A 25230-nucleotide genomic window follows, 5' to 3' on the forward strand; every position below is an offset into this window, starting at 1 on the left:
CTTAAAGAAAACAGGAAAGGGGTATGGTTTTTATGCCGAAAAGCAAGAAAAAAATTGATCTGGAGAATATGGAACCGGAGGAAAAGCTGAAGTATGAGATCGCGGATGAGCTGGGACTTTTAGACCGTGTGCTGCAGGACGGCTGGCGGTCGCTGTCCGCAAAGGAGACGGGGCGCATCGGCGGTCTTATTACAAAGCGCAGACGGGAAGAAAAAGTATAGGGATTACATGAAAAATCTGATACAGGATCTGAAAAATAACGATTTCAAAAATATTTATCTTCTCTTCGGGGAGGAGGACTATCTGAAAAAGCAGTATAAGCACCGTCTGCAGACGGCGCTCATCTCCCCGGAGGATACCGTAAATCTGAACTGCTACGAGGGGAAAAACATTTCAGTGAACGAGCTGATCGATCAGGCGGAGACGCTGCCGTTCTTTGCGGAGCGGAGGCTTCTTGTCATTCAGGACAGCGGGTTCTTTAAGAGCGCCAGCGCGCAGCTCGCACAGTATCTTGAAAATGTCCCGCCCACCACGTATTTTCTTTTCGTGGAGGATGAGGTGGACAAGCGGCAGAAGCTCTACAAGGCGGTGAAGAGCCACGGCAGGATCGTGGAATTTAAGAAGCAGACGGAGGATACGCTGTCGCGCTGGATCCTGGGGATTTTAAAAAAGGAAAACAAGAATATTACGCGCAGGGCGATGGATCTGTTTCTGGAAAAGACCGGAACGGATATGAACAATATCAGCACGGAGCTGGAAAAGCTGCTCTGCTACACCATCGACAAAGATGTGATCATGCCGGAGGACGTCGAGGAAATCTGCACGACGCAGACTGTCAACAAAATTTTTGAGATGGTGAACGCCGTTTCCGCCGGAAATAACCGCAGGGCGCTTGATCTGTACTACGATCTGCTGGCGTTAAAGGAACCGCCTATGAGGATACTGTTTCTTGTGACCCGGCAGTTCAACCAGCTTCTTCAGGTGAAGGGGTTGCGAAGCCACGGCTACGATGCGGACAGCATTGCGGAAAGGCTGGGAATACAGCGGTTTGTCGCCCAGGGCTGCGTGCGGCAGTCGGAGCGGTTTTCTGAGGCGCAGCTAAAGCAGCTTGTCACGCAGTGCGTGGAGACGGAGGAAGCGGTCAAGACCGGCAATTTAAATGAAAAACTCGGCGTGGAGCTGATCCTCGCGAAAAAATCATAGACGGAAAAAGGGAAAAGCACTAAAAAGGGAGTTCTCACATAGACTAATAGAAACCCCTTTGAGGTGCTTTTTTATGAAGTCTTTTCCAAAGCCGCTTACTCCCGAAGAAGAAGCCCTGTTTCTTCAGAAATATAAGGAGGGCGACCTGGAAGCGAAAAAAATTTTGATTGAGCGGAATCTGCGGCTGGTGGCGCATGTGGCAAAAAAGTATCAGAAGCAGGGGGAGGATGGGGAGGACCTGATCGCGGTTGGAACCATCGGGCTGATAAAGGCGATCTCTACCTTTGATCACGCCAAGACCAACAAGCTGGCAACCTACGCTGCCCGATGCGTGGAAAACGAGCTTTTGATGCTGTTTCGCTCACGAAAAAAGATTGCGCGCGAGGTATCGTTAAATGAACCGATCGGAACCGACAAGGAGGGCAATGAGATCAGCCTGATCGACGTGATCGAGGGGGAGACCATTGATGTGATCGAGCGCATGGAGCTGGATCAAAATACGCAGAAACTCTATGGTCTACTGGAAAATGTTCTCTCAGAGCGTGAAAAAGAGATCTTAAAGCTCCGGTACGGGCTTTATGGGAAATCGGAGATGACACAGCGGGAAATTGCTGATAAAATGGGGATATCAAGATCGTATGTATCGCGGATCGAAAAGAGCGCGGTCGCGAAGCTGCGGCAGCACTTCCAGATATCGCAGGCATGACGGACGGCGGCGTTTTATAAGGAGAGAGCATGATCTATTTTTGCAGAAAAACCATAGAAAAACAGGAAAAGCATACAAAGCAGACAGAAAACGCAAGGGAGCTGCTGCTTGCCGGACTTCGTCTGGAGTACGGCATAGAGCGGCTGCCGGTGATCGCGGCGTCGGAGCTGGGAAAGCCCTACTTTCCGGAAATGCCGCAGATTTTTTTTAATTACAGTCATTGCCGGGAGGGGATCCTCTGCGGCATCAGCAGCACGCCCATCGGCGTGGATATGGAGACTGTGCGGGATTACAAAGGACCACTGGTTAAGCGGGTATGTCATGAACAGGAAGTGTCTCTTCTGCAGGAAGCAGCGCAGAAGAACCGGATGCTGACGAGAATCTGGGTGGTAAAGGAGGCGTATCTGAAATATCTCGGCACCGGCATCCGAAGCGATATGCGGCTTCTGGATATGTCTGCTGCTGTGCGGCAGGATAAGTTTACGTACGGCGGCTGTTTTCTGCGGCTCTGGGAACAGGAGGAGATCTGTATGTGCGCCTGCACAGAAGTGCCTTATCGCGGCGCACTTACACAATTAGAAATTTAAATATATTTTTGTTGCATTTATAAAGTGTTTATGATATCATATCATTAAAATAAGTCTAAAATTTTATCTGAATCATCTGGAAATCGTGACGATCCTGTATCTTTATAGTTATGGGAATCTTTTATCACCTGCGCGCGGCAGTACGAAAGTGAAAGGGGAAATGTGTTTGTTTAGTACAGTGACGTCTGCGGCTATCTTTGGCGTGGAGAGCAGACCGGTGAATGTGGAGGCGGATATTACCGACGGGCTGCCGTCGTTTGCGATGGTGGGCTTTTTGTCAACACAGGTGAAGGAGGCGCAGGAGCGCGTGCGCACCGCCCTGAAAAACAGCGGGCTTCGTATGGAGCCCAAAAGGATTACCGTCAATCTGTCGCCTGCGGATGTAAGAAAGAGCGGAACAGGCTTTGATCTTCCGATCGCGGTGGCGGTGGCTGCAGCTTACGGAAAGGTTCCGGGAGAGCGTCTTGAGGGGATTCTGATCGCCGGAGAATTAAATTTAAACGGAGAGGTGCTGCCGGTGCCGGGCATCCTGCCAATCGTGGCGGGTGCGCGGGAAAGCGGCTGTCATACCTGCATTCTTCCAAAGGCAAACGAAAAGGAGGGGGCGGTTATTTCCGGTATCCGGATCCTTGGCGTGGAGACACTGGCAGAAACGATCGCGTACCTAAAGGGCGAACGCGCGCTGAAGCCGGCGTGCGCTTCGGAAAATGGCGCCGGGGAAGCGGAGACGCACTACGAGGATTTCGCGGAGATTGCCGGACAGGAGGCGGCGCGGCGGGCGGTGGAGGTGGCGGTGTCCGGCTTTCACAATCTGCTGATGGTGGGACCGCCCGGCTCCGGAAAATCGATGCTTGCGCGGCGCATACCGGGGATTCTGCCGCCGCTTTCGCTGGAGGAGAAGATCGAGATTTCGAAGGTTTACAGCATCGCCGGGATGCTGAACAGGGATTGCCACCTTGTACAGCAGCGTCCGTTCCGCGCTCCGCATCACAGCATCACGGCAAAGGCGATGGCGGGAGGCGGCAACTATCCGCGTCCCGGAGAGGTAAGCCTGGCGCACAACGGCGTATTGTTTCTGGACGAGCTGCCGGAGTTTTCGCGGGAGACGCTGGAGGTGCTGCGGCAGCCGCTGGAGGAGCGCCGGGTGTGTATTTCCAGAACCAGCGGCATCTGCACTTATCCGGCAAATATTATGTTAGTTGCGGCGATGAATCCCTGTCCGTGCGGAAATTATCCTGATATTGCAAAATGTCTTTGCACGAATCATCAGGTGCGGCAGTATTTAAACCGGATCAGCTCGCCGTTTCTGGACCGCATCGACATTACGATCGAGGTCCCGGCACTGCAGTACCGGTCTCTGGAGGTGAAGAAAACGGCGGAGACGTCGGCGCAGATCCGGGAAAGGGTGTTAAAGGCGCGCCGGATACAGGAGCAGCGCTACAAAAATACGCCGTTTCGTTTCAACGCCGATCTCGACCAGAGCGGCATCCGCACTTACTGTCCGCTTGGCAGCACACAGGAGATGCTGATGCAGGAGGCATTTGAGAAGCTTGATTTAAGCGCACGCACGTATTACCGTATTTTGAAGGTGGCGAGGACGATCGCCGATATGATGGAAAGCGGGCGGATCGAGACGGAGCATTTGCAGGAAGCGCTTTGCTACCGCAGCATTCATAAGCGCTACTGGCTAAACCGATAGAAAGGGCGGAAAATTGGAGAAGCTATACGACGAGAGAAGAGAGCTGGAGTGGTTCTGGCTCTGCAGCATTCCCGGGCTTTTTGAAGCAGACCGGAAACGGCTTCTGCAGGTTTACCGGGAACCGGGGAGATTATATACTGAGGCAAAGGGAAAAAAGGGGCTGCTTCCGGTTTTAACGGAGAAGAAGCTGCAGGCGGTGCGCAGTCACTGGGAGCTTTCCCGCGCGCAGGATGCCTATCATAAGTGGAGAGAAAAGGGAATACAATTTATTAGCTGCGAAAATCCATTGTATCCCGCACGGCTTCTGCAGATACCGGATTACCCCTCCGGCCTGTTTTATAAAGGAGCGATGATTTCGAAGGAGGAACGCTGTGTGGCCGTCATAGGCGCGCGAATGTGCACTTATAATGGAAGAAACACTGCCCAGGAGTTTTCGGAGCGACTTGCTCAAAACGGCGTTTCCGTGGTGAGCGGCATGGCATACGGTATCGACGCGCAGGCACAGGAGGCATGCGTAAAAGCCGGCGGCAAAAGCTACGCCGTTCTTGGCTGCGGCGCGGACATCTGCTATCCAAAGGAAAACAGGGGGTTATATGAGGCGCTGGCGGATAAAGGCGGCGTTATCTCAGAATTTTATCCGGGCACGGCGCCTGCCGCCTGGCATTTTCCTATGCGAAACCGTATTATCAGCGGGCTGTCCGAGATCGTAGTGGTGGTAGAGGCGCGGAAAAAAAGCGGTACGCTGATCACGGCGGATCTGGCGCTGGAGCAGGGACGGGATGTCTATGCGTTCCCGGGACGTATGCAGGACGCTTTGAGCGCCGGATGCAACCGCCTGATCCAGGAGGGCGCGGGGATGATCACCGATATAGAGGAGTTTCTGGAAACAAATGGTTTCCTCACAAGAAAAGCCGCAAAAGAGAAAAATCCAAATCTGGTACTTGCATCGTCTGAAAAATTGGTGTATAGTTGTCTGGATTCTGATGCAAAGAACCTGCAGACGCTGGCGGAGGAGACAGATCTTCCCATCTGGCAGCTTATGGGAGTTTTAAGCACCCTGGAGCTGAAGGGGCTTGCGTCAGAAAGCGGTAAAAATAATTATGTAAAAATGAAATGATTTTTACGGAGGAAATCCTGATGGCGAAAAACCTGGTAATTGTGGAGTCTCCCACAAAAGTCAAGACGATAAAGAAATTTTTAGGCTCAAATTATGAGGTGGCGGCCTCCAACGGGCATGTGCGCGATCTGCCGAAAAGCCAGCTCGGTATCGACGTGGAGCACGATTATGAGCCGAAGTATATTACCATCCGCGGAAAAGGGGAGCTGCTTGCGTCGCTGCGCAAGGAAGTAAAAAAAGCGGATAAAGTTTATCTGGCAACCGACCCCGACCGCGAGGGGGAGGCGATCAGCTGGCATCTTGCGCATGCGCTGAAGCTGGACGAGGACAAGATGCGCAGAATCACCTTCAACGAGATCACAAAAAACGCGGTGAAGGCATCGCTCAAAAACCCGCGGAAGATCGATATGAACCTTGTGGATGCGCAGCAGGCAAGGCGTATGCTGGATCGCATGGTGGGTTATGAGATCAGCCCGCTTCTGTGGGCGAAGGTAAAGCGGGGCTTAAGCGCCGGAAGAGTGCAGTCTGCGGTTCTGCGTCTGATCGCCGACCGGGACGAGGAGATCAATGCATTCGTGCCGGAGGAATACTGGACCTTAAATGCGGTCCTGGATGTGCAGGGCTCAAAAAAGCCCCTGGAGGCAGCCTTTTACGGAACCGAGAAAAAGAAAATGACGCTTCATTCCCGGGAGGAGCTGGATACGGTTTTAAAGGAAATTGAACAGGAGGAATTTTCCGTTGCAGAAATTAAGACCGGAGAGCGCGTGCGCAAGGCGCCGCTGCCGTTTACGACCAGTACCCTGCAGCAGGAGGCGTCTAAGGTGCTGAATTTTTCCACGCAGAAAACAATGCGTATCGCGCAGCAGCTTTACGAGGGCGTGGATATCAAGGGAAACGGCACCGTCGGTCTGATTACTTATCTGCGTACTGATTCCGTCCGTATCGCTGACGAGGCAGATGCGGCGGCAAAAGAATATATCAGAGAGCAGTATGGAAGCGATTATGTGGCGGGCGAAAGCCAGGTGAAGGCATTCGGAAAGAAGATCCAGGACGCGCACGAGGCAATCCGTCCGAGTGATATCGGGCGCACGCCGACGCTCATCAAGGAGTCGCTGTCGCGGGATCAGTTCCGTCTTTACCAGCTTATCTGGAGAAGATTTGCGGCGAGCCGTATGGCTGGCGCGCGCTACGAGACGATATCGGCGAAAATCGGAGCCGGACAGTACCGCTTTACCGCTTCCGCCTCTCATCTGGCGTTTGAGGGCTTTATGGCTGTCTATACGCAGGAGTCGGAGGAGGACGAAAAGAGCCAGTCTGTTCTTACAAAAATCACAAAGGATACGGTTCTGACAAAAAAAGAGCTGCAGGAGAAGCAGCACTTTACGCAGCCGCCCGCTCATTACACGGAGGCGGCGCTGGTAAAAACGCTGGAGGAGCTTGGCATCGGCCGTCCGAGTACGTATGCGCCGACCATCACGACGCTGCTTGCGCGCAGATATGTAATAAAAGAAAATAAAAATTTGTACATGACGGAGCTGGGCGAGGTCGTCAACCAGATGATGAAGAAGGCGTTCCCGAGCATTGTGGACGTAAACTTTACGGCAAACATGGAGTCGCTTCTCGATAAGGTAGAGGAGGGTGTCGTGAACTGGAAGACGGTGGTCAGCAATTTCTACCCTGACCTTGAAGAGGCGGTGAAGCAGGCGGAAAAGGAGCTGGAGAGCGTAAAGATCGCGGATGAGGAAACCGATGTCATCTGTGAGCAGTGCGGGCGCAATATGGTGATCAAATACGGACCGCATGGAAAATTCCTCGCATGTCCGGGCTTCCCGGACTGCCGCAACACAAAGCCCTATCTGGAGAAGATCGGCGTGCCCTGCCCGAAGTGCGGCAGGGAGCTTGTCGTGCGCAAAACGAAGAAGGGCAGACGTTATTACGGCTGCGAGAATAATCCGGAATGCGACTATATGACCTGGCAGAAACCAAAACCAGTGGAGGAAAAAAAGTAATTGTCTGAAATTAATATATTTTTTATTGATGCTTTGTGAAAACTGTGGTACACTGAGCGCATGAGGCATTGGACAACAACGGAAAGGAAGGGTGCGCAATGAGTGTACAATTATTGGACAAGACACGAAAAATTAACAAGCTTTTACACAACAACAACTCCAGTAAGGTAGTTTTCAACGACATCTGTCAGGTGTTGACGGATATTCTGGATTCCAATATTCTGGTTATCAGCCGGAAGGGCAAGGTGCTCGGTGTCAGTCTGAGTGACCAGGTGGAAGAGATTCACGAGCTGATTGCGGATAAGGTGGGCGGCTTTATTGACCCGCTGCTGAACGAACGTCTCCTGGCGGTACTTTCTACCAAAGAAAATGTCAATCTGGAAACACTTGGATTTGTGGACGGGGACGTCGGAAAGTATCAGGCGATTATCAATCCGATCGATATCGCGGGCGAGCGCCTTGGAACCGTTTTTATGTATAAATGCGACAGTCAGTACACGATCGACGATATTATTCTGAGCGAGTACGGCACGACGGTAGTCGGGCTGGAGATGATGCGCTCTGTAAACGAGGAGAATGCGGAGGAGAACCGCAAGATCCAGATCGTAAAATCTGCCATCAGCACGCTCTCCTACTCGGAGCTGGAGGCGATCATCCATATTTTTGACGAGCTCGATGGGAACGAGGGCATTCTGGTGGCGAGCAAGGTGGCGGACCGCGTGGGCATTACGCGTTCGGTGATCGTCAACGCACTGCGCAAATTTGAGAGCGCCGGTGTTATAGAGTCACGTTCCTCCGGAATGAAGGGGACCTATATCAAGGTCGTAAATGACGTTGTGTTTGATGAATTAAAAGAAATCAAGGCGAGCAGGAAGAAGTTTTAAGGAGCCGTGTGTTTACAAAATTTTTAGAAATTATATTGAAAAAGTGAGAAAACGGGAGCATTCGAAAGATAACGAGAGTTATTGGAAGAATGCTCCTGATTTTTGCAAACGTATAAAGTTGCATATTTTACATATATTTACTAATATATGTCTTGTGATTAGCACTCGACTGAAATGAGTGCTAATAATAAGAAAGCTGATGAAGGAGGAAACAATCATGAAGTTAGTACCATTGGGTGACAGAGTTGTATTAAAGCAGTTTGAAGCAGAAGAGACTACAAAATCCGGGATTATCCTGGCAGCAAAATCGCAGGAGAAGCCGCAGCAGGCAGAGGTTATCGCTGTAGGACCGGGCGGCGTGGTAGACGGAAAAGAAGTTACGATGCAGGTTAAGGTTGGAGATAAGGTAATTTACTCCAAATATGCCGGCAATGAAGTGAAGCTGGACGACGAGGAATACATCATTGTAAAACAGAATGATATTCTGGCAATAGTAGAATAAGGAGGGTGCATTATTATGGCAAAGGAAATCAAATATGGTTCAGAGGCAAGAGCAGCACTTGAGGCTGGCGTAGATAAGCTGGCAGATACGGTCAAGGTAACACTTGGACCGAAAGGAAGAAACGTAGTACTTGACAAGCAGTACGGCGCTCCGCTCATCACAAACGACGGCGTTACCATTGCAAAGGAAATCGAGCTGGAGGATGCGTTTGAAAACATGGGCGCACAGCTTGTAAAAGAGGTTGCTACCAAGACAAACGATGTAGCCGGTGACGGTACGACGACAGCAACCGTTCTTGCACAGGCAATGATCCGGGAGGGGATGAAGAACCTGGCGGCAGGCGCAAACCCGATCGTTCTGAGAAAGGGTATGAAGAAGGCAACCGATGTTGCGGTAGAAGCTATCGCATCCATGAGCAGCAAGGTTACCGGAAAGCATCAGATGGCGAGAGTCGCAGCTATCTCCGCTGGTGATGAGGAAGTTGGAAATATGGTTGCGGACGCTATGGAAAAGGTTTCCAATGACGGCGTTATCACTATTGAGGAATCCAAGACCATGAAGACCGAGCTTGACCTGGTAGAAGGTATGCAGTTTGACAGAGGTTATATCTCCGCATACATGGCAACCGATATGGAAAAGATGGAAGCAGTGCTGGAAGATCCGTACATCCTGATTACCGACAAGAAGATCTCCGTGATCCAGGATATCCTGCCGCTTCTGGAGCAGATCGTGCAGTCCGGCAGAAAGCTGCTGATCATTGCGGAGGATGTAGAGGGCGAAGCGCTCACCACGCTGATCGTCAACAAGCTGAGAGGAACCTTCGGCGTAGTTGCTGTGAAGGCACCGGGCTATGGCGACAGAAGAAAAGATATGCTGAAGGATATCGCGATCCTTACCGGTGGACAGGTAATCTCCGAGGAGCTTGGTCTGGAGCTGAAGGATACCACGATCGATATGCTCGGACGTGCAAAATCCGTTAAGGTTGTAAAAGAGAACACCGTTATCGTGGACGGCGAGGGCAACCGTGAAGAAATCAAGGCAAGAGTTGCACAGATCAAGGCACAGATCGAGGAGACAACTTCCGAGTTTGATAAAGAGAAACTGCAGGAGCGCCTTGCGAAACTGGCAGGCGGCGTAGCGGTAATCCGTGTCGGTGCAGCTACCGAGACAGAAATGAAGGAAGCAAAGCTCCGCATGGAGGATGCTCTGAACGCAACAAGAGCAGCCGTAGAAGAGGGTATCGTAGCAGGCGGCGGTTCTGCATATATCCATGCGGCAAAAGAAGTAGAAAAGCTGGTTGAGAATCTTGATGGCGATGAAAAGACCGGCGCTAAGGTTATTCTGAAAGCACTGAGTGCACCGCTTTACCAGATTGCAGAAAACGCTGGTCTGGAAGGTTCCGTAATCGTAAATAAGGTTATGGAAGAAGAGAAAGGTCATGGCTTCGACGCATATAAGGAAGAGTACGTAGACATGATCGAGGCGGGCATCCTCGACCCGGCGAAGGTAACAAGAAGCGCGCTGCAGAACGCAACCAGCGTAGCTGCCACCTTCCTCACCACAGAATCCTGCGTGGCAAACATCAAAGAGCCGGAACCGGCAATGCAGGGCGGCGGAATGAACCAGGGAATGATGTGATAAAGCAATGAGCCGTGCGAATCCGCGGACACATGCGCTGTGTATGCTTGCATACAGGCAGCGCAGGGTGACCGCGGATTCATTGGGCGAATGCCCATCAACGAGGAAACGAAGTTTCCGAGTCTGCACGGCGGAGTGAGGTGGCAAATCCGCTGACTGCTTGCAGGCAGAAGGATTTGTTTCCGTCCTCCGGTGTCTGCGGAAGCAGACAAGCACATTCCCGTAAGGTTATATGAGTGCAACGGATAACGAGGAAACGAAGTTTCCGAGTCTGCACGGCGGAGTGAGGCGTACAAATCCGCTGGCTGCTTGCAGGCACAAAATTTTAATTACAATATCAGGACACTTGCAATTTTCTTTTGCAAGTGTCCTTTGTATATGATATACTATTCGAAAAAGGAGGACTCGGATATGAGTGATTTGTATACGGAAATTATTGTAAAGAGGAAGAAGACACCAAAGGACACCATCCTGAAAGCTCTGCTGATCGCAGCGACGGTTCTCGCAGTGCTGGCAGCGCTGTTCACGACGCTCGGACTGATTGCTTTTATCGTGGCGGTCGCGCTCGGCATCGCGGACTTTTTCCTTATCCCGACATTTGATGTGGAATTTGAGTATCTGTATGTAAATGGTGAGCTGGATATCGACAAGATCATGTCAAAGCAGAAGAGAAAGCGCGTGTACAGCGTCGATATCAAAAATCTGGAGCTTCTGGCGCCCACAAATTCTCACGCGCTGGATTCCTACAATCGCCGTCAGGATTTAAAAACACTCGATTTTTCCTCGCGTGATGAGCAGAACAAATCCTACACGATGATCGTCAAGGGAGAGAAAGGGCTGGAGCGCGTGATCTTCGAGCCGAACGAGGTGATTCTGAAGGATATGAAGCGCGTGGCGCCGCGCGAGGTAAACCTGTATTAACGGCAGGCGCAAAAGATCTGAAAAGGTGCGGGATCTGCGCAAAATGTCTTTAAAAGACGGACAAATGTGTGGGTAAAAAAGAATGCTTTAAGGGGCGGAAAAAAGTGTCTCTGACAGTTGACAGCCGAAATGATATTTGATAGAATATCGGGAAATACAAGAAAGAGAGGAATAGGAAATGGGCCGTATCATAGGTGAGGGAATTACATTTGACGACGTGCTTCTGGTGCCGGCATACTCCGAGGTGATCGGAAACCAGGTTGATCTTACCACGTATCTGACAAAGAAGATCAAGCTGAATATTCCGATGATGAGCGCCGGAATGGACACCGTTACAGAGCACAGAATGGCGATCGCGATGGCGAGACAGGGTGGAATCGGGATCATCCACAAAAACATGTCTATTGAAGCGCAGGCAGAGGAAGTAGACAAAGTAAAGCGTTCAGAAAATGGTGTTATCTCAGATCCATTTTATCTTTCACCGGAAAATACGCTGGCGGATGCCAACGATTTGATGGCAAAATTCAGAATCTCAGGAGTACCGATCACAGAAAACGGAAAACTGGTAGGAATCATTACAAATCGTGATTTAAAATTCGAAGAAGACTATACAAAGAAAATTAAAGACAGCATGACCTCCGAGGGGCTGGTTACAGCGAAGGTCGGCATCACGCTGGAGGAAGCGAAAAAGATCCTTGGCAAAGCGCGCAAGGAAAAGCTGCCGATCGTTGATGACGACTACAATTTAAAAGGGCTCATTACTATTAAGGATATCGAAAAGCAGATCAAGTATCCGAACTCTGCGAAGGATGCGCAGGGACGTCTTCTCTGCGGCGCAGCGATCGGTATCACGGCAAACTGCCTGGAGCGCGTGGAAGAGCTTGTGAAGGCACACGTCGATGTCGTTGTACTGGATTCTGCGCATGGACATTCCATGAATGTTATCAGATGTGTAAAGATGATCAAGGAGGCATACCCGGATCTGCAGCTGATCGCAGGAAATGTTGCGACGGCAGAGGGCACGAAGGCGCTGATCGAGGCCGGCGTGGATGCAGTGAAGGTCGGCATCGGACCGGGTTCCATCTGTACCACCCGTATTGTTGCCGGTATCGGCGTTCCGCAGATCACGGCGGTTATGGATTGCTACGAGGCAGCAAAGGAGAGCGGCATCCCCATCATTGCGGACGGCGGCATTAAATACTCCGGCGATATCACAAAGGCGATTGCGGCAGGCGCGAATGTCTGCATGTTGGGAAGCATGTTTGCAGGCTGCGACGAGAGCCCGGGAACCTTTGAGCTTTATCAGGGAAGAAAATATAAGGTATACCGCGGCATGGGTTCCATTGCGGCGATGGAAAACGGAAGCAAAGACCGTTACTTCCAGTCAAACGCAAAGAAACTTGTACCGGAAGGCGTAGAGGGACGTGTAGCATACAAGGGCAGCGTGGAAGATACCGTGTTCCAGCTTATGGGCGGTCTGCGTTCCGGTATGGGATACTGCGGTGCGCCGACAATCGAGGATCTGAAGCAGAACGGAAGATTTGTAAAGATCTCGGCGGCTGCTCTTAAAGAGTCTCATCCGCACGATATTCATATAACGAAAGAGGCACCGAATTACAGTGTTGATGAATAAATATCTGGACAATTTAAAAAAAGGCGTAGATCTTCGCGAGTCCGCGCTCGGATTAAAAGAAGAGATACGGAAAACACACAGTGGGAAAACCCTTGCAAAAGAGCTTGCAGGGGATTTCTCTGTGTTCACGGAGCTTTTGAAGCATGAGGATCCCAAGGTGCGAAAGAATGTGGCGCTGGTGATGGGAGAATTGGGAGAGGAATCCTTAAAGCCTGTCCTCTGGGAAGCATATCAGCGGGAGGAGATTCTTTACATCCGCGCAGATTATTTAAAGGCGCTCTCACAATATGACTGTACGCCTTATCTTGAGGCTATAAAGGCGCGCATGGAGGAGCTTGACCGTATCGCGGTGACGCCGGAGGAGGAAAAGCATGTCTACTGTGAGCAGACGGCGCTGAAGACTGTCCTTGTAAAGACGGAAAAAATCCGGAAGCATACCTTTACTGCCTGGCATGAGCGGCTGGAAGTCATTCTGCTCGTGAACCGGGAACATCGCGAGGCGACGGCGGAACAGCTCTATCGGCCGGAAAAGGTGCGTCTGCTGGCCGGCGGCGTGCGTTTTGTGACCGATAATCTGGAGCGTGTGCAGCCTATCCGTACTTACACAGAAATGCTGTTCCCGATTCCGGGGCTTGAGCTTCTGGAAGGAAGTCCCCAGAATATGGCGGAGCAGCTTGCGCATTCGCAGATGCTTCCGTTTCTGAAAAAATGTCATAAGGAGGATCAGCCGTTTTATTTCCGCCTGGAGGTGCGCGCGCAGATGGTACCTGAGCAGAAGGTGGATCTGGTGAAAAAGCTGGCGCGTGCGTTGGAAAAAGAGAGTGATCGTCAGCTTTTAAATGCGCCGGGAGGTTATGAGATAGAGCTGCGTCTGGTGGGTAACCGGGAAGGGCGTTTTATTCCGCTGCTCAAGCTGTTTACGATAAAAGACAGACGGTTTTCCTATCGCGTGGAATCGCTTCCGGTATCCATCGCTCCGGTGAACGCGGCGCTGATCATGTATCTTGTGAAGGACTATCTGCGGGAGGGCGCGCGTGTGCTGGACCCATTCTGCGGCGTCGGAACGATGCTGATCGAGCGCAGGCAGGTGGCAACGCCGAGTGCGCTGTACGGTGTGGATATCATGGAGGAAGCTGTGCGCAAAGCGCGCAAAAACAGTTCTCTTGCACATGTGCGGTCCGATTATATTCATCGGGATTTTGTTGATTTCACACATGAGAAGCCGTTTGATGAGATTGTGACAAATCTTCCGGCAGCCAGCAGGCTGCGGAATGTTGAGAGCGTTGCGGCGCTCTATGACCGTTTTCTTGAATATATTCCGCGGGTGGCGAGAAGCGGCGCAACCATTGTGGCATATACGCCCGACTATGGGATTCTGAAACACAGTCTCGAAGAGCATGGACGCTACTACATCAAAAAAACGTTCTGCATCAATGAGCGGGAGGGAAGTTTTGTAGTAGTATTCCGATTAAAATAGAAAAATAGAAAAACTTCAAAAATAGTGTTGACAAATTCGGATGCATGTAGTATAGTATTGATTGTCGACAGAAACAGGATAATGAAACGAAGTCGACAATATGCGCGAGTGGCTCAGTTGGTGGAGCGCGACCTTGCCAAGGTCGAGGCCGCGGGTTCGAGTCCCGTCTCGCGCTCTGAAAATCCAGTTAAATACTGGATTTTTTGTTGCCTTGCATACGACAAAAACGTCCAGTGGACGTTTTTTAGTTGTCTTAAATGATGAGGTAATCAGAAAAATGGAAGTGAAGAAAAAATTTCGGAAAAATTTTGGAAAAAATGTTTCATTTTTGTGTTGACAAACTTCAAAAGATATAGTATAGTATTCACTGTTGGCGGGAACAAAAAGAAATGAGGTCGACAATATGCGCGAGTGGCTCAGTTGGTGGAGCGCGACCTTGCCAAGGTCGAGGCCGCGGGTTCGAGTCCCGTCTCGCGCTCTGAAAAATCCAGTTAAATACTGGATTTTTTTGTTATCTCAAACAATTTTGACTGCTCCGGACTGCGTATATGGACGGAGGGCTGTGAGGCGTAACGTTTAGAAAGGTATTTTCAGATATCATTATTTTTTAATATTTTTTTCCTTGTACATTTTCTCAGATATTGGTATATTGGTATATGACTGCAAGTGCAGGAGCACAGACATTGAACATACATTAACTGGAGGAAGATAAAATGGGCGGATTTTTTGCAGTGGCTTCAAAAGAGGATTGTGTATTTGATTTGTTTTTCGGCGTGGATTACCATTCTCATCTCGGCACGCGGCGCGGCGGTATGGCTGTTTACGGAAAGGATGGTTTCGACCGGGCAATTCATAATATCGAAAATTCTCCTTTCCGTACGAAGTTCGAAAAAGACGCAAATGAAATGAAGGGATATATGGGGATCGGCTGTATCTCGGACTATGAGCCGCAGCCGCTGTTGATCCGTTCCCATCACGGCACTTACGTGATCTCTACGGTAGGCAAGATTAATAATATGGAAGAACTCACAAACGAGCTTCTGTCCCGGCACACGCATTTCATGGAGATGACGAGCGGGGAGATCAATGCAACCGAGCTGGTCGCTACGCTTATTAATCAGAAGGAAAATATCGTGGAGGGCATCCAGTACGCGCAGGAAAAGATCGATGGCTCTATGACGCTGACGGTGCTGACGCCGAAGGGCGTTTATATTGCCAGGGATCGTCTGGGCAGGACGCCGGTGGTGATCGGAAAGAAAGAGGGCGCTTTCTGCGCTTCCTTTGAGAGCTTTGCATACTTAAATCTCGGCTACGACGATTACCGTGAGCTGGGACCGGGAGAGATCGCCGTCATGACGCCGGAGGCGGTAGTGACGCTTGTGCAGCCCGGAAAGGAAATGAAGATCTGTACCTTCCTCTGGGTATATTACGGCTATCCGTCCTCATCCTACGAGGGCATCAGCGTGGAACAGATGCGTTACCGCTGCGGCGAGCTGCTGGCGGAGCGCGACAATGTGCGCCCGGATACCGTGGCGGGTGTGCCGGATTCTGGAACGCCGCACGCGATCGGATATGCAAACAAGTCAGGAATCCCGTTTTCCAGACCGTTTATCAAGTATACACCGACCTGGCCGCGCTCCTTTATGCCGACGATGCAGAGCCAGAGAAACCGGATCGCAAAGATGAAGCTGATCCCGGTGCATGATTTAATCAAAGGGAAACGGCTTCTGCTGATCGATGATTCCATCGTGCGCGGCACGCAGCTTCGTGAGACGACGGAATTTCTCTATCACAGCGGGGCAAAAGAGGTGCATATCCGCCCGGCATGCCCGCCGCTGATTTATGGCTGTAAGTTTTTGAATTTTTCCCGCTCCACGTCGGAGATGGATCTGATCACCCGTCGGGTGATGAAGCGGTTTGAGGGGGACGAGGCAAAGAAGCATCTGCAGGAATACTCAAACCCGGATTCCGAGCGCTATCAGAAAATGGTGGAGGAAATCGGACGCGAGATGAATTTCTCCTCCCTGCGCTATCACCGTCTGGACGATATGATCAGATCGGTCGGCATTGACGCGTCGAAGCTCTGCACATATTGCTGGAACGGAAAAGAGTAAATGAATTGAGGTAGAAAATGAACAAATGGAATTATCACGGGCTTTCCGTCGCGGAGGTGGAGGACCGTGTGTCGCTTGGGCGTTCCAACAAGACGGATACCAGCGCTTCGAAATCGAAGAAGGATATCATTAAGGAACACACACTGACATATTTTAACTTTTTAAACCTGTTTCTGGCAATTTTGGTTGCCGGCACGGGACAGTTTAAAAATATGACCTTTATGGGCATCATCCTTATCAATACGCTGATCGGCATCGTGCAGGAATTCCGCGTGAAAAAGCTGATCGATAAGATATCGGTGATGACCGTGACGCAGACCGACGTTATCCGTGACGGGGAGCTGCAGAAGGTTGCCGTGGAGGATGTCGTGATGGACGACATCATTGTAGTGGAAAACGGCAATCAGATCTGCGCGGACTGCACGGTGCTGGAGTCGGACGGCATAGAAGTAAACGAATCCATGCTGACGGGAGAGTCGAAGCCGGTGAAAAAGAAGCCGGGGGATACGCTGATGTCGGGCAGCTATCTGGTTGCCGGCAGCGGTGTCGCCAAGGTTTTTCACGTCGGTGAAGACAATTATGCGGTTTCGCTCGCGAAGAAGGCGCGTATCAAAAAGCGCGCGTCCTCGGAGATGCAGGAGACGATCAAGAAGATCATCAAGATCGACGGCGTTCTGCTGATCCCTGTCGGCATTCTGCTGTACCTCTCGCAAAGCAGCGTGGAGGGAATCACGACGGCGGACGCGGTGGTAAACACCGTTGCAGGGGTGATCGGTATGATCCCGGAGGGGCTGGTGCTTCTCACCAGTATTTCTTTTGTGCTCGGCGTCGGGCGGCTGGCGCAGAAAAAGGCACTTGTGCAGGAGATGGAATCCATCGAGTCGCTGGCGCGCGTCAACGTTCTTTGCCTGGACAAGACGGGAACCATCACGACCGGCGATCTGGATGTGGTGGAGGTCGTGCCGCAGGAAGGTGTCGCGCAGGAGCGCATAGAAAAAATTATGGGAGAGTTCTCCTATATCTTTGATGATGTAAACAGCACGCAGGAGGCGCTGAAAAAGCGTTTCCCGCAGTCGAAGGAGTGGAAGGTATCGCAGAAGATCCCGTTCTCGTCCGACAGGAAATACCGCGCTGCCGGATTCGAGGAGCAGGGGGCGTTTGTTCTTGGCGCGCCGGAGTTTCTGCAGAGCGATAACATCCAGCTTCTTGAGAAGGTTAATCAGTATTCGGCGCAGGGGCTGCGTGTATTGCTGCTTGGCACCTGCGAGATCAATGGGGAGGAAGCTGCGGCGGAAAATATTGCCCCGCTCGGGCTGATCATCATTTCCGACCAGATCCGCCCGGAGGCTGCCGACACCTTCGCGTATTTTAAAAAGCAGGAGGTGGCGATCAAGGTCATTTCCGGCGACAATCCGGTGACTGTGTCAAACATTGCGGTGAAAGCCGGTCTGGAGGGCGGTGAGCGCTACATCGACGCGCGCAATCTGCCGGAGGAGTTTGGCGAGCTGTGTATAGAAGTGGAAAAATATACTGTGTTCGGCAGGGTTAAGCCGGAGCAGAAGCAGAATATCATTAAGGCATTCCAGGCCAATAAAAATGTGGTCGGCATGGTGGGAGACGGCGTGAACGACGTGCTTGCGCTCAAGGATGCTGACTGCGGCATTGCGATGGCGGCGGGAAGCGACGCGGCAAAGCAGGTGGCGCATATTGTCCTGCTGGATTCCAATTTTGCATCCATGGTGAACATTGTCGGCGAGGGGCGCACGATCATCAGCAATATCGAGCGCGTAAGCGCCCTTTACCTTACGAAAACGATTTATTCGATCCTGCTCTGCGTGATCTTCATTTTTCTGCAGCAGCCGTATCCGTTTATTCCGATCCAGCTTTCTTGGATCAGCGGAACCGCGATCGGCGTGCCCAGCTTCCTTTTGACGCTGGAACAGAACCAGCAGGCGGTATCCCGCGGATTTTTGCGGCAGGTACTGCGCGTATCGCTTCCGGCGGCGCTCACGATGGTGATCACGATCGTCATGACGCAGTTGATGTCCGGCTTCTGGAACGGGGACGAGATGATGAGTTCTACGTACAATCTGGTGCTTGGCGGTTTCGTCAGCATGATCGTTGTCTACCGCGTCTGCCAGCCGATGAATCATTTTCACAGGCTGCTGTGCACGGTGCTTCCGGTCGTATTTATTGCCGGAGTACTGATCGCACCGGGCTTTTTAGGCGTGTATCCGCTGCTGCGGTGGCAGAGTCTTCTGCTGATCCCGATGACCTGTATGGCGATCATGCTGGATATTGGCTTCACAAAGGCTATCTACTGGTGCTACGATATCATAAACAAAATAAAACAGAAATTCAAAAAGGCTCCCGATCCTTCTGTCGCTTGAAATGACTGTAAAAACGTTATGTGTAACGTTGTGAGCAGTCGGGCATATGACGGCGACAAAAAATCCTTTGACAAATGCGTTGTTTTTTCGTATACTAAAACAAGTTAGCGGTTACTAATTCAGGTAACCGCTTTCTGGCGGCAAACGGTTAGCTACTACTAATAGCCGGATAAAGAACAACAGAAACGGAGTGCAGGATTATGATGATAAACAAACGGCTGATCGGAACAGTTCCGGAAAGCAAAAAATATGTCGCGGGCAATGTGGCGCTGCAGTGGTGTTCCCTTGCCGCCAATATTGGTATGATGTCGGCTATCGCAGGATTATTGGCGTCACTGTTTACGAAAACAGCGGATGGAAATACCATTCTCCGGACGGCGATCGCCGCGGCCTTTGCGCTGCTGGTGCGCTTTGTGTGTACTGTTTTTGCAAGCCGCATGGGTTATCTTTCCTCCAGGGCTGTAAAGCAGACGCTGCGCGCGCAGATTTATGAAAAGCTTCTGCGGCTTGGCTCCTCCTACCAGGAGCAGGTGAAAACCTCGGAGGTGGTGCAGATGGCAGTCGAGGGGGTCGACCAGCTTGAGACATACTTTGGCGCCTACCTTCCGCAGTTTTTCTATGCGATGCTGGCTCCGCTGACCCTGTTTCTTGTTCTGTGCTTCGTGAATGTGCCGTCGGCGCTTGTGCTGCTCGTCTGCGTGCCGCTGATCCCGATCGCGATCGCGGCGGTGCAGACCTGGGCAAAAAAACTGCTTTCGAAATACTGGGGGCAGTACACGGCGCTCGGCGATACCTTTCTGGAAAATCTGCAGGGCCTGACGACCTTAAAGATTTATCAGGCGGATGATTTTAAGAATGAGGAGATGAACCGCGAATCGGAGAAATTCCGCAAAATTACCATGAAGGTGCTGACGATGCAGCTTAATTCCATCACGATCATGGATCTGGTTGCCTACGGCGGGGCTGCGCTTGGAATGATCATGGCGGTGACGCAGTTACAGGCGGGCGCGGTTTCGGTGAGGGGTTGTATTCTGATCATTTTACTTGCGGCGGATTTCTTTATCCCGATGCGGCAGCTCGGCAGCTTTTTCCATATCGCGATGAACGGGATGGCGGCGAGCGACAAAATTTTCCGGCTGCTGGATCTGCCGGAGACGCAAAAGGGAACAGAAGCTTTTCCGGAGGAATGCTCCATTAACTGCGAGGATATTCATTTTTCCTATGAGGAGGATCGGGAAATCCTGCACGGCGTGAGCATGGAATTTCCGCAGGGCAGCTTTACCTCCATCGTCGGGGAGAGCGGCTGCGGAAAATCTACGATTGCGGCAATCCTGATGGGAAGGAACAGAGGGTATACAGGTTCGGTAACGCTTGGCGGAAAAGAGCTGAGGAATATCCGCGAGGCTGATCTGATGAGAAACGTTACTTATATCAGTCACCAGAGCTATTTATTTAAGGGGACGGTGCGGGACAACCTTCTTATGGGCAAACCGGACGCTGCGGATGAGGAGCTGTGGGCGGTGCTTGCGCGCGTGAAGCTTGCGGATTTCTTAAAGAGCGAGAACGGGCTGGATACGCGGCTGAATGAGCGCGCCTCCAATCTTTCCGGCGGTCAGTGCCAGCGGCTTGCACTGGCGCGGGCGCTGCTTCATGACAGCCCGGTCTATATTTTCGACGAGGCGACTTCCAATATTGACGTGGAGAGCGAGAACGATATTATGCGGGAAATCTGCCTGCTGGCAAAGCATAAGACGGTGATCCTGATCTCGCACCGGCTGGCGAATGTAACGGACTCCGACAATATTTACGTGATGGAGCACGGATACGTGAAGGAGAGCGGCAGTCATGAGGAGCTGCTTATGCGGGGCGGCGTGTATGCAGAGCTGTGGAATGCGCAGCAGGATCTGGAGAATTATGGGATTTCACGGAAGGATGCTTATGCGGAGGCAAGTGCACAGAGAGGAGCCGCGGCAAAAGCATCTTCAGAGAAAAACGCCGGAAAGGAGACTGTGGGAGCATGAAAAGAAGAAGCGGATTTATGGTGATGGCAAGACTGATCGGTCTTGTAAAGCCACTGACAGGCTATATGATACTGGCGATAACCATGGGACTGATCGGGCATCTTTGCGCCTCCTTTATCACGATCCTTGGCGGTTATGCAGTGTTGGATGTCCTGCGGTTTGATACGGGACATTCTCTTCGGATGATTTTCGCCTGCCTGCTTATTTTTGCGCTGCTGCGCGCAATTCTGCGCTACGCGGAGCAGGCGTGCAATCACTATATCGCGTTTAAGCTGCTGGCTCTGATTCGCGACAAGGTGTTTCAGGCGCTGAGAAGGCTCTGCCCGGCAAAGCTGGAAGGGAGAGACCGCGGCGATCTGATCTCGGTGATCACCTCGGATATTGAGCTTCTGGAGGTGTTCTATGCGCATACCATTTCTCCGGCGGCGATCGCGTTTCTTTTTACGATCGTGATGTGCCTGTTTATCGGAAGCTTTCATCCGGCGCTGGGACTGCTTGCGCTGCTCGCGTATGCGGTGGTCGGCGTGGCGATCCCGCTTGTCACCTCGCGTCTGAGCGGGGAGGACGGTATGCGGTTCCGCACGAAGTCGGGGGAGCTGAGCAGCTTTGTGCTGGATGGGCTGCGGGGGCTTTTGGAGACGCTTCAGTACGGACAGGGGGAAGCGCGCCTTGCGGAGATGAACCGGCGGACCGATGCGCTGGCAAAGGATGAAGAGCGTATGAAGCGCACCTCCGGAAGGAATATGGCTGTCACGAATACCGTGATCCTGCTGTTTGACCTCTGTATGCTGTTTGCTTCAGCAGCTTTGTACCAGCGCGGCGCAGTCGGCTTTGACGGCGTGCTGATCCCGACGCTGGCATTGTTTTCTTCCTTTGGTCCGGCAGTTGCCCTGGCAAACCTGGGGAGCACGCTGCAGAATACCTTTGCAGCCGGAAACCGCGTGCTCGATATTCTGGAGGAGACTCCGGCGGTGGAGGAAGTGACGGGAAGACCGGAGGTTGTGTTTGACGGGGCGGAGGCGGCGCATGTCACCTTCTCCTACGGTGCAGAGACGATCCTTGAGGATGTGTCGCTTCGGATGGAGCCGGGCATTATCGGCATCACCGGAAAGAGCGGCAGCGGAAAGTCTACGCTTCTTAAATTGTTTATGCGTTTCTGGAACGTGCAGGAAGGAAATATTTGTATAACGGAAACGCCGGTATCTGAAATCAACACGTCGAATCTGCGCAGGATGGAGGGCTTTGTCACGCAGGAGACACATCTTTTTCACGACAGCATCAAAAATAATCTGCGCATCGCAAAACTGGACGCCACGGATGCGGAAATTGAGACGGCGTGCAAAAAGGCTTCCGTGCACGATTTTATCATGAGCCTGCCGCAGGGCTACGATACGCCGGTGGGCGAGCTTGGCGATACGCTTTCCGGCGGCGAGCGGCAGCGACTGGGGCTTGCGCGGGCGTTCCTGCACGACGCGCCCTTCCTGCTGCTCGATGAGCCGACAAGCAACCTCGACAGTCTCAACGAGGCGGTGATCTTAAAATCGCTGCGTGAGGAGCAGGCGGGAAGAACCGTAGCGCTTGTATCGCACCGGCAGTCGACCATGCGGATCGCCGATAAGGTTTACTCTGTGGAAGCGCTGTCAAAAGCGGGAGGGAGAAAAAGCTGATGATACCTGAGCACGAGGCTTCGCCGCGTGCTCTTTTTCTTTTAAAAAACATTCAAAGAATGCTGTATTTTGCATATGCTATAGAGAACAGCATATGCAAGAGGTATTTTTATGGCAAAAATCGCAATAGATGCAGGACACGGGGGAAGCGATCCGGGAGCGGTGTTTGAGGGAAGGCAGGAAAAGGACGATAATCTGCGGCTTGCGCTTGCCGTGGGAGACATTTTAAAGCAGAACGGCCAGGAGGTATTCTTTACCAGAACGGAGGACGTCTATCAGACGCCGTTTCAGAAGGCGACGGCGGCGAATGAGTCGGGCGCGGATTTTCTGGTCTCTCTGCACCGTAATTCCAGCCCGATTCCGAATCAGTACACAGGTGTGGAAACGCTTGTTTACAACAAAGCGGGGGAAAAGCTGGAAATGGCGGAAAATATCAACCGTGAGCTGGAAGAAGTCGGTTTCCGCAATATTGGAGTGAAGGAGCGTCCGGGGCTTGTCATTCTGCGGCGCAGCCGGATGCCGGCGGTGCTGGTGGAGGCAGGCTTTATCAACAGCGAGGAAGACAATCGCCTGTTTGATGAGGAATTTGACCGTATTGCACAGGGAATCGCGCAGGGAATCCTGGATACCGTGCAAAGCAGCAGCGCCGCCGATATTCCGGAAGAGCAGACATATTACCGGGTGCAGACCGGCGCTTTCCGCAACCCGGAAAATGCGCAGCGGCAGCTTGAAAAATTAGTAAGCGAGGGATATCCTGCATTTATTATCGAAAAAAACGGATACTATCTTGTGCAGGTTGGTGCATTCCGAAATCTTGGCAACGCAACGCGCATGGAAGGAATTCTTCGCAGCAACGGCTACCAGACATATATCACAACCTAAATCTTAAAAATTTATTATATCTTTATTTAAAAAAGAAGATGGGGGTTTTAAATTACAAATCCATGTGTTAAAATGTCCAGTAGGAAATAAGCCGTGGGAAGCTGCCGGCAATGCAGCCGCGCGTGCCTGCACGCAGTCAGGTGCACTTGCCGGTAGCTTCACAGGGTTTTTAGTAGCTTTACAAGGCGCAGTTTTCATGAATTGGTGAGGGGAAGAAATGAGCACAAAGGACGACAGAGAGAAAATGTTATCGGGAAATGACAGGCGTCCCCGCAGAGAGCGGGAGGGAAAAGCCGGAGAAGAAAAGAAATCCGTAAAAAAACGGGTGAGAAACATTTTCCTTATTTTTCTGGGGCTGGTATTTCTCGTACTTCTTGGCATTTACATTGCAGGGGTGGTTCATTTTAAGGACCGCTTTTTCCTGCATACCACGATCAACGGTTTTGACGCGTCGGAGATGACGGTCAATGAGGTGGAAGATATCATTGCGGAAAAAATAGGCTCCTATAAGCTGGAAATTGCGGAACGCGGCGGCAGCAGCGAGACGATCACAGCGGAGCAGATCAACTATCATTATGTGTCGCAGGGAGAGACGCAGGCATTCAAGCAGAGTCAGAATATATTTTTGTGGCCGCTGTGCCTGTGGAATGAGATATCTTATACTTTCAACTCCAGCGCGCAGTATGATGAGGAAATGCTGACGCAGGCGATAAAAGCGCTTGCCTGTCTGGATGAAAGCAATGTGACGGCTCCGCAGGATGCCTACATTGATTTTATGGACGGGAAATACCTGATTATCCCGGAAACAGAAGGAAACCGGCTGGACAGCGAGAAGGTAACGCGCGTGATCCGTGAGGCGGTTGATTTCGCAAATGCGAAGGTATCGCTGGAGGAGAAGAACTGTTACCAGACGCCGCAGAAACGGCAGGAGGATGAGACGCTGAACGCTACCTGCGAGAAGCTGAATACGCTCATCAGCACAAGTATCGTTTATCTGTTCGGAGATAACACAGAGGCGCTGAACGGTGACACAGTGCGCGGCTGGATTTCTTACGACGAAAACAGCGGTGACGTAAACTTAAACGAGGATGCTGTGCGTGAGTTTGTTGCGCAGCTTGCATCGAAATACGATACGGCGGACAAGCCGCGTGAATTTAAGACGCACGATGGAAGAACGGTTACGGTATCCGGCGGTTACTACGGCTGGGTGATCGATCAGGAGGGCGAGACGGCGGAGCTTCTGGAATGTATCCGCAATGGATACCAGGGAGACCGCTATGCCGTGTTTGCACAGACAGCGGTGAGCTGGGAGAACAGCGATCTTGGCTATGACTATGTGGAAATCGACCTTGGAAACCAGCATGTCTGGATGTACATTGATGGTGAAGAGATCGTCTCGACGGACTGCGTATCCGGCGATATGATGCAGTCAGACCGTACTACTCCGGCGGGCACCTATACTCTGTATTACAAGGAGTCCCCGTCGGTGCTGGAGGATGAGGCAAAGACCTACCGGACGGAGGTTACTTACTGGATGCCGTTCAACGGCGGCATCGGTCTGCACGACGCCACCTGGCGCGGAAGCTTCGGCGGGAATATCAACCAGTCAGACGGCTCGCATGGCTGTATCAACCTTCCGCTGGAGGCGGCAAAGACAATTTACGAAAATATATATGCGGGAATGCCGATCATCTGCTATTACTGAGATGTCCGGCACCGACCGGGGCAAAGCGCAGCGCGGAATATCTGCAGAGTGCTTTTGCCTGGGACGCTGAGGGAA

19 protein-coding genes and 2 tRNA genes are annotated in these 25230 nt (G+C 51.7%); all 21 read left to right on the forward strand.

All coding sequences use genetic code 11. The features are described from left to right. The first annotated feature begins 23 nt into the window (after positions 1–23). Complete coding sequence (locus ACLU9Q_RS07685) at positions 24–221, forward strand: small, acid-soluble spore protein, alpha/beta type (RefSeq protein WP_296837039.1); 198 nt, start codon at positions 24–26, stop codon at positions 219–221. 7 nt (positions 222–228) lie between these two features. After that, positions 229–1203, forward strand: coding sequence for a DNA polymerase III subunit delta (gene holA / locus ACLU9Q_RS07690; protein WP_412624912.1), 975 nt, complete (start codon positions 229–231; stop codon positions 1201–1203). A gap of 73 nt (positions 1204–1276) precedes the next feature. Further along, positions 1277–1909, forward strand: a complete 633-nt coding sequence (gene sigK / locus ACLU9Q_RS07695; protein ID WP_296837045.1) for an RNA polymerase sporulation sigma factor SigK — start codon at positions 1277–1279, stop codon at positions 1907–1909. A gap of 29 nt (positions 1910–1938) precedes the next feature. After that, entirely contained in the window at positions 1939–2496 is a 558-nt protein-coding gene (locus tag ACLU9Q_RS07700; RefSeq protein ID WP_412624913.1) for a 4'-phosphopantetheinyl transferase family protein, read from the forward strand. 166 nt (positions 2497–2662) lie between these two features. Then, the gene (locus ACLU9Q_RS07705) at positions 2663–4195 is read left to right on the forward strand and encodes a YifB family Mg chelatase-like AAA ATPase (RefSeq protein ID WP_412624914.1); all 1533 of its coding nucleotides are present in this window, start codon (positions 2663–2665) and stop codon (positions 4193–4195) included. Positions 4196–4208: 13 nt separating this feature from the next. Next, on the forward strand, positions 4209–5312 hold the full coding sequence (gene dprA / locus ACLU9Q_RS07710) for a DNA-processing protein DprA (protein WP_412624916.1): 1104 nt from the start codon (positions 4209–4211) through the stop codon (positions 5310–5312). Between the two features lie 20 nt (positions 5313–5332). Continuing rightward, complete coding sequence (topA, locus tag ACLU9Q_RS07715; RefSeq protein WP_412624917.1) at positions 5333–7321, forward strand: type I DNA topoisomerase; 1989 nt, start codon at positions 5333–5335, stop codon at positions 7319–7321. Between the two features lie 98 nt (positions 7322–7419). Continuing rightward, complete coding sequence (gene codY, locus ACLU9Q_RS07720; protein WP_296837061.1) at positions 7420–8205, forward strand: GTP-sensing pleiotropic transcriptional regulator CodY; 786 nt, start codon at positions 7420–7422, stop codon at positions 8203–8205. Between the two features lie 217 nt (positions 8206–8422). Then, entirely contained in the window at positions 8423–8707 is a 285-nt protein-coding gene (groES, locus tag ACLU9Q_RS07725) for a co-chaperone GroES (protein ID WP_412624919.1), read from the forward strand. A gap of 15 nt (positions 8708–8722) precedes the next feature. Continuing rightward, on the forward strand, positions 8723–10345 hold the full coding sequence (groL, locus tag ACLU9Q_RS07730) for a chaperonin GroEL (RefSeq protein ID WP_412624920.1): 1623 nt from the start codon (positions 8723–8725) through the stop codon (positions 10343–10345). A gap of 411 nt (positions 10346–10756) precedes the next feature. Beyond that, positions 10757–11266, forward strand: a complete 510-nt coding sequence (locus ACLU9Q_RS07735; RefSeq protein WP_412624921.1) for a DUF6106 family protein — start codon at positions 10757–10759, stop codon at positions 11264–11266. Positions 11267–11444: 178 nt separating this feature from the next. After that, positions 11445–12899, forward strand: a complete 1455-nt coding sequence (gene guaB / locus ACLU9Q_RS07740; protein WP_296837073.1) for an IMP dehydrogenase — start codon at positions 11445–11447, stop codon at positions 12897–12899. Then, positions 12892–14376: a methyltransferase domain-containing protein gene (locus ACLU9Q_RS07745; protein ID WP_412624938.1), complete on the forward strand. Its 1485-nt coding sequence runs from the start codon at positions 12892–12894 to the stop codon at positions 14374–14376. The genes guaB and ACLU9Q_RS07745 overlap by 8 nt, the downstream gene beginning before the upstream one ends. Positions 14377–14478: 102 nt before the next feature. Further along, a tRNA-Gly gene (locus ACLU9Q_RS07750) sits at positions 14479–14551 on the forward strand. Positions 14552–14781: 230 nt separating this feature from the next. Continuing rightward, a tRNA-Gly gene (locus ACLU9Q_RS07755) sits at positions 14782–14854 on the forward strand. A gap of 235 nt (positions 14855–15089) precedes the next feature. After that, positions 15090–16490: an amidophosphoribosyltransferase gene (locus ACLU9Q_RS07760; RefSeq protein ID WP_412624922.1), complete on the forward strand. Its 1401-nt coding sequence runs from the start codon at positions 15090–15092 to the stop codon at positions 16488–16490. Positions 16491–16507: 17 nt separating this feature from the next. Continuing rightward, positions 16508–18880: an HAD-IC family P-type ATPase gene (locus ACLU9Q_RS07765; protein WP_296840446.1), complete on the forward strand. Its 2373-nt coding sequence runs from the start codon at positions 16508–16510 to the stop codon at positions 18878–18880. Between the two features lie 200 nt (positions 18881–19080). Next, complete coding sequence (locus ACLU9Q_RS07770; protein ID WP_296840448.1) at positions 19081–20901, forward strand: ABC transporter ATP-binding protein/permease; 1821 nt, start codon at positions 19081–19083, stop codon at positions 20899–20901. Continuing rightward, a complete protein-coding gene (locus ACLU9Q_RS07775) occupies positions 20898–22568 on the forward strand; it encodes an amino acid ABC transporter ATP-binding/permease protein (protein WP_296906462.1) in 1671 nt (556 codons plus the stop codon). Before ACLU9Q_RS07770 ends, ACLU9Q_RS07775 begins: the two co-directional genes overlap by 4 nt. A 111-nt stretch (positions 22569–22679) precedes the next feature. Then, complete coding sequence (locus tag ACLU9Q_RS07780) at positions 22680–23450, forward strand: N-acetylmuramoyl-L-alanine amidase (protein WP_296906465.1); 771 nt, start codon at positions 22680–22682, stop codon at positions 23448–23450. A 217-nt stretch (positions 23451–23667) separates the two neighbouring features. Then, positions 23668–25155 carry a L,D-transpeptidase family protein gene (locus ACLU9Q_RS07785; RefSeq protein WP_296906467.1) on the forward strand — a complete coding sequence of 496 codons (1488 nt, stop codon included), beginning with the start codon at positions 23668–23670 and terminating at the stop codon, positions 25153–25155. Positions 25156–25230: the final 75 nt, after the last annotated feature.

The sequence above is a fragment of the Marvinbryantia sp. genome, assembly GCF_047017445.1.
GTDB lineage: Bacteria > Bacillota > Clostridia > Lachnospirales > Lachnospiraceae > Marvinbryantia.

Bases quoted from the DNA above. Each gene is read 5' to 3' on its own strand.
- ACLU9Q_RS07685 (WP_296837039.1), top strand. From the start codon at position 24: ATGGTTTTTATGCCGAAAAGCAAGAAAAAAATTGATCTGGAGAATATG.
- holA (WP_412624912.1), top strand. From the start codon at position 229: ATGAAAAATCTGATACAGGATCTGAAAAATAACGATTTCAAAAATATT.
- sigK (WP_296837045.1), top strand. From the start codon at position 1,277: ATGAAGTCTTTTCCAAAGCCGCTTACTCCCGAAGAAGAAGCCCTGTTT.
- ACLU9Q_RS07700 (WP_412624913.1), top strand. From the start codon at position 1,939: ATGATCTATTTTTGCAGAAAAACCATAGAAAAACAGGAAAAGCATACA.
- topA (WP_412624917.1), top strand. From the start codon at position 5,333: ATGGCGAAAAACCTGGTAATTGTGGAGTCTCCCACAAAAGTCAAGACG.
- codY (WP_296837061.1), top strand. From the start codon at position 7,420: ATGAGTGTACAATTATTGGACAAGACACGAAAAATTAACAAGCTTTTA.
- groES (WP_412624919.1), top strand. From the start codon at position 8,423: ATGAAGTTAGTACCATTGGGTGACAGAGTTGTATTAAAGCAGTTTGAA.
- groL (WP_412624920.1), top strand. From the start codon at position 8,723: ATGGCAAAGGAAATCAAATATGGTTCAGAGGCAAGAGCAGCACTTGAG.
- ACLU9Q_RS07735 (WP_412624921.1), top strand. From the start codon at position 10,757: ATGAGTGATTTGTATACGGAAATTATTGTAAAGAGGAAGAAGACACCA.
- guaB (WP_296837073.1), top strand. From the start codon at position 11,445: ATGGGCCGTATCATAGGTGAGGGAATTACATTTGACGACGTGCTTCTG.
- ACLU9Q_RS07745 (WP_412624938.1), top strand. From the start codon at position 12,892: ATGAATAAATATCTGGACAATTTAAAAAAAGGCGTAGATCTTCGCGAG.
- ACLU9Q_RS07760 (WP_412624922.1), top strand. From the start codon at position 15,090: ATGGGCGGATTTTTTGCAGTGGCTTCAAAAGAGGATTGTGTATTTGAT.
- ACLU9Q_RS07765 (WP_296840446.1), top strand. From the start codon at position 16,508: ATGAACAAATGGAATTATCACGGGCTTTCCGTCGCGGAGGTGGAGGAC.
- ACLU9Q_RS07770 (WP_296840448.1), top strand. From the start codon at position 19,081: ATGATGATAAACAAACGGCTGATCGGAACAGTTCCGGAAAGCAAAAAA.
- ACLU9Q_RS07775 (WP_296906462.1), top strand. From the start codon at position 20,898: ATGAAAAGAAGAAGCGGATTTATGGTGATGGCAAGACTGATCGGTCTT.
- ACLU9Q_RS07780 (WP_296906465.1), top strand. From the start codon at position 22,680: ATGGCAAAAATCGCAATAGATGCAGGACACGGGGGAAGCGATCCGGGA.
- ACLU9Q_RS07785 (WP_296906467.1), top strand. From the start codon at position 23,668: ATGAGCACAAAGGACGACAGAGAGAAAATGTTATCGGGAAATGACAGG.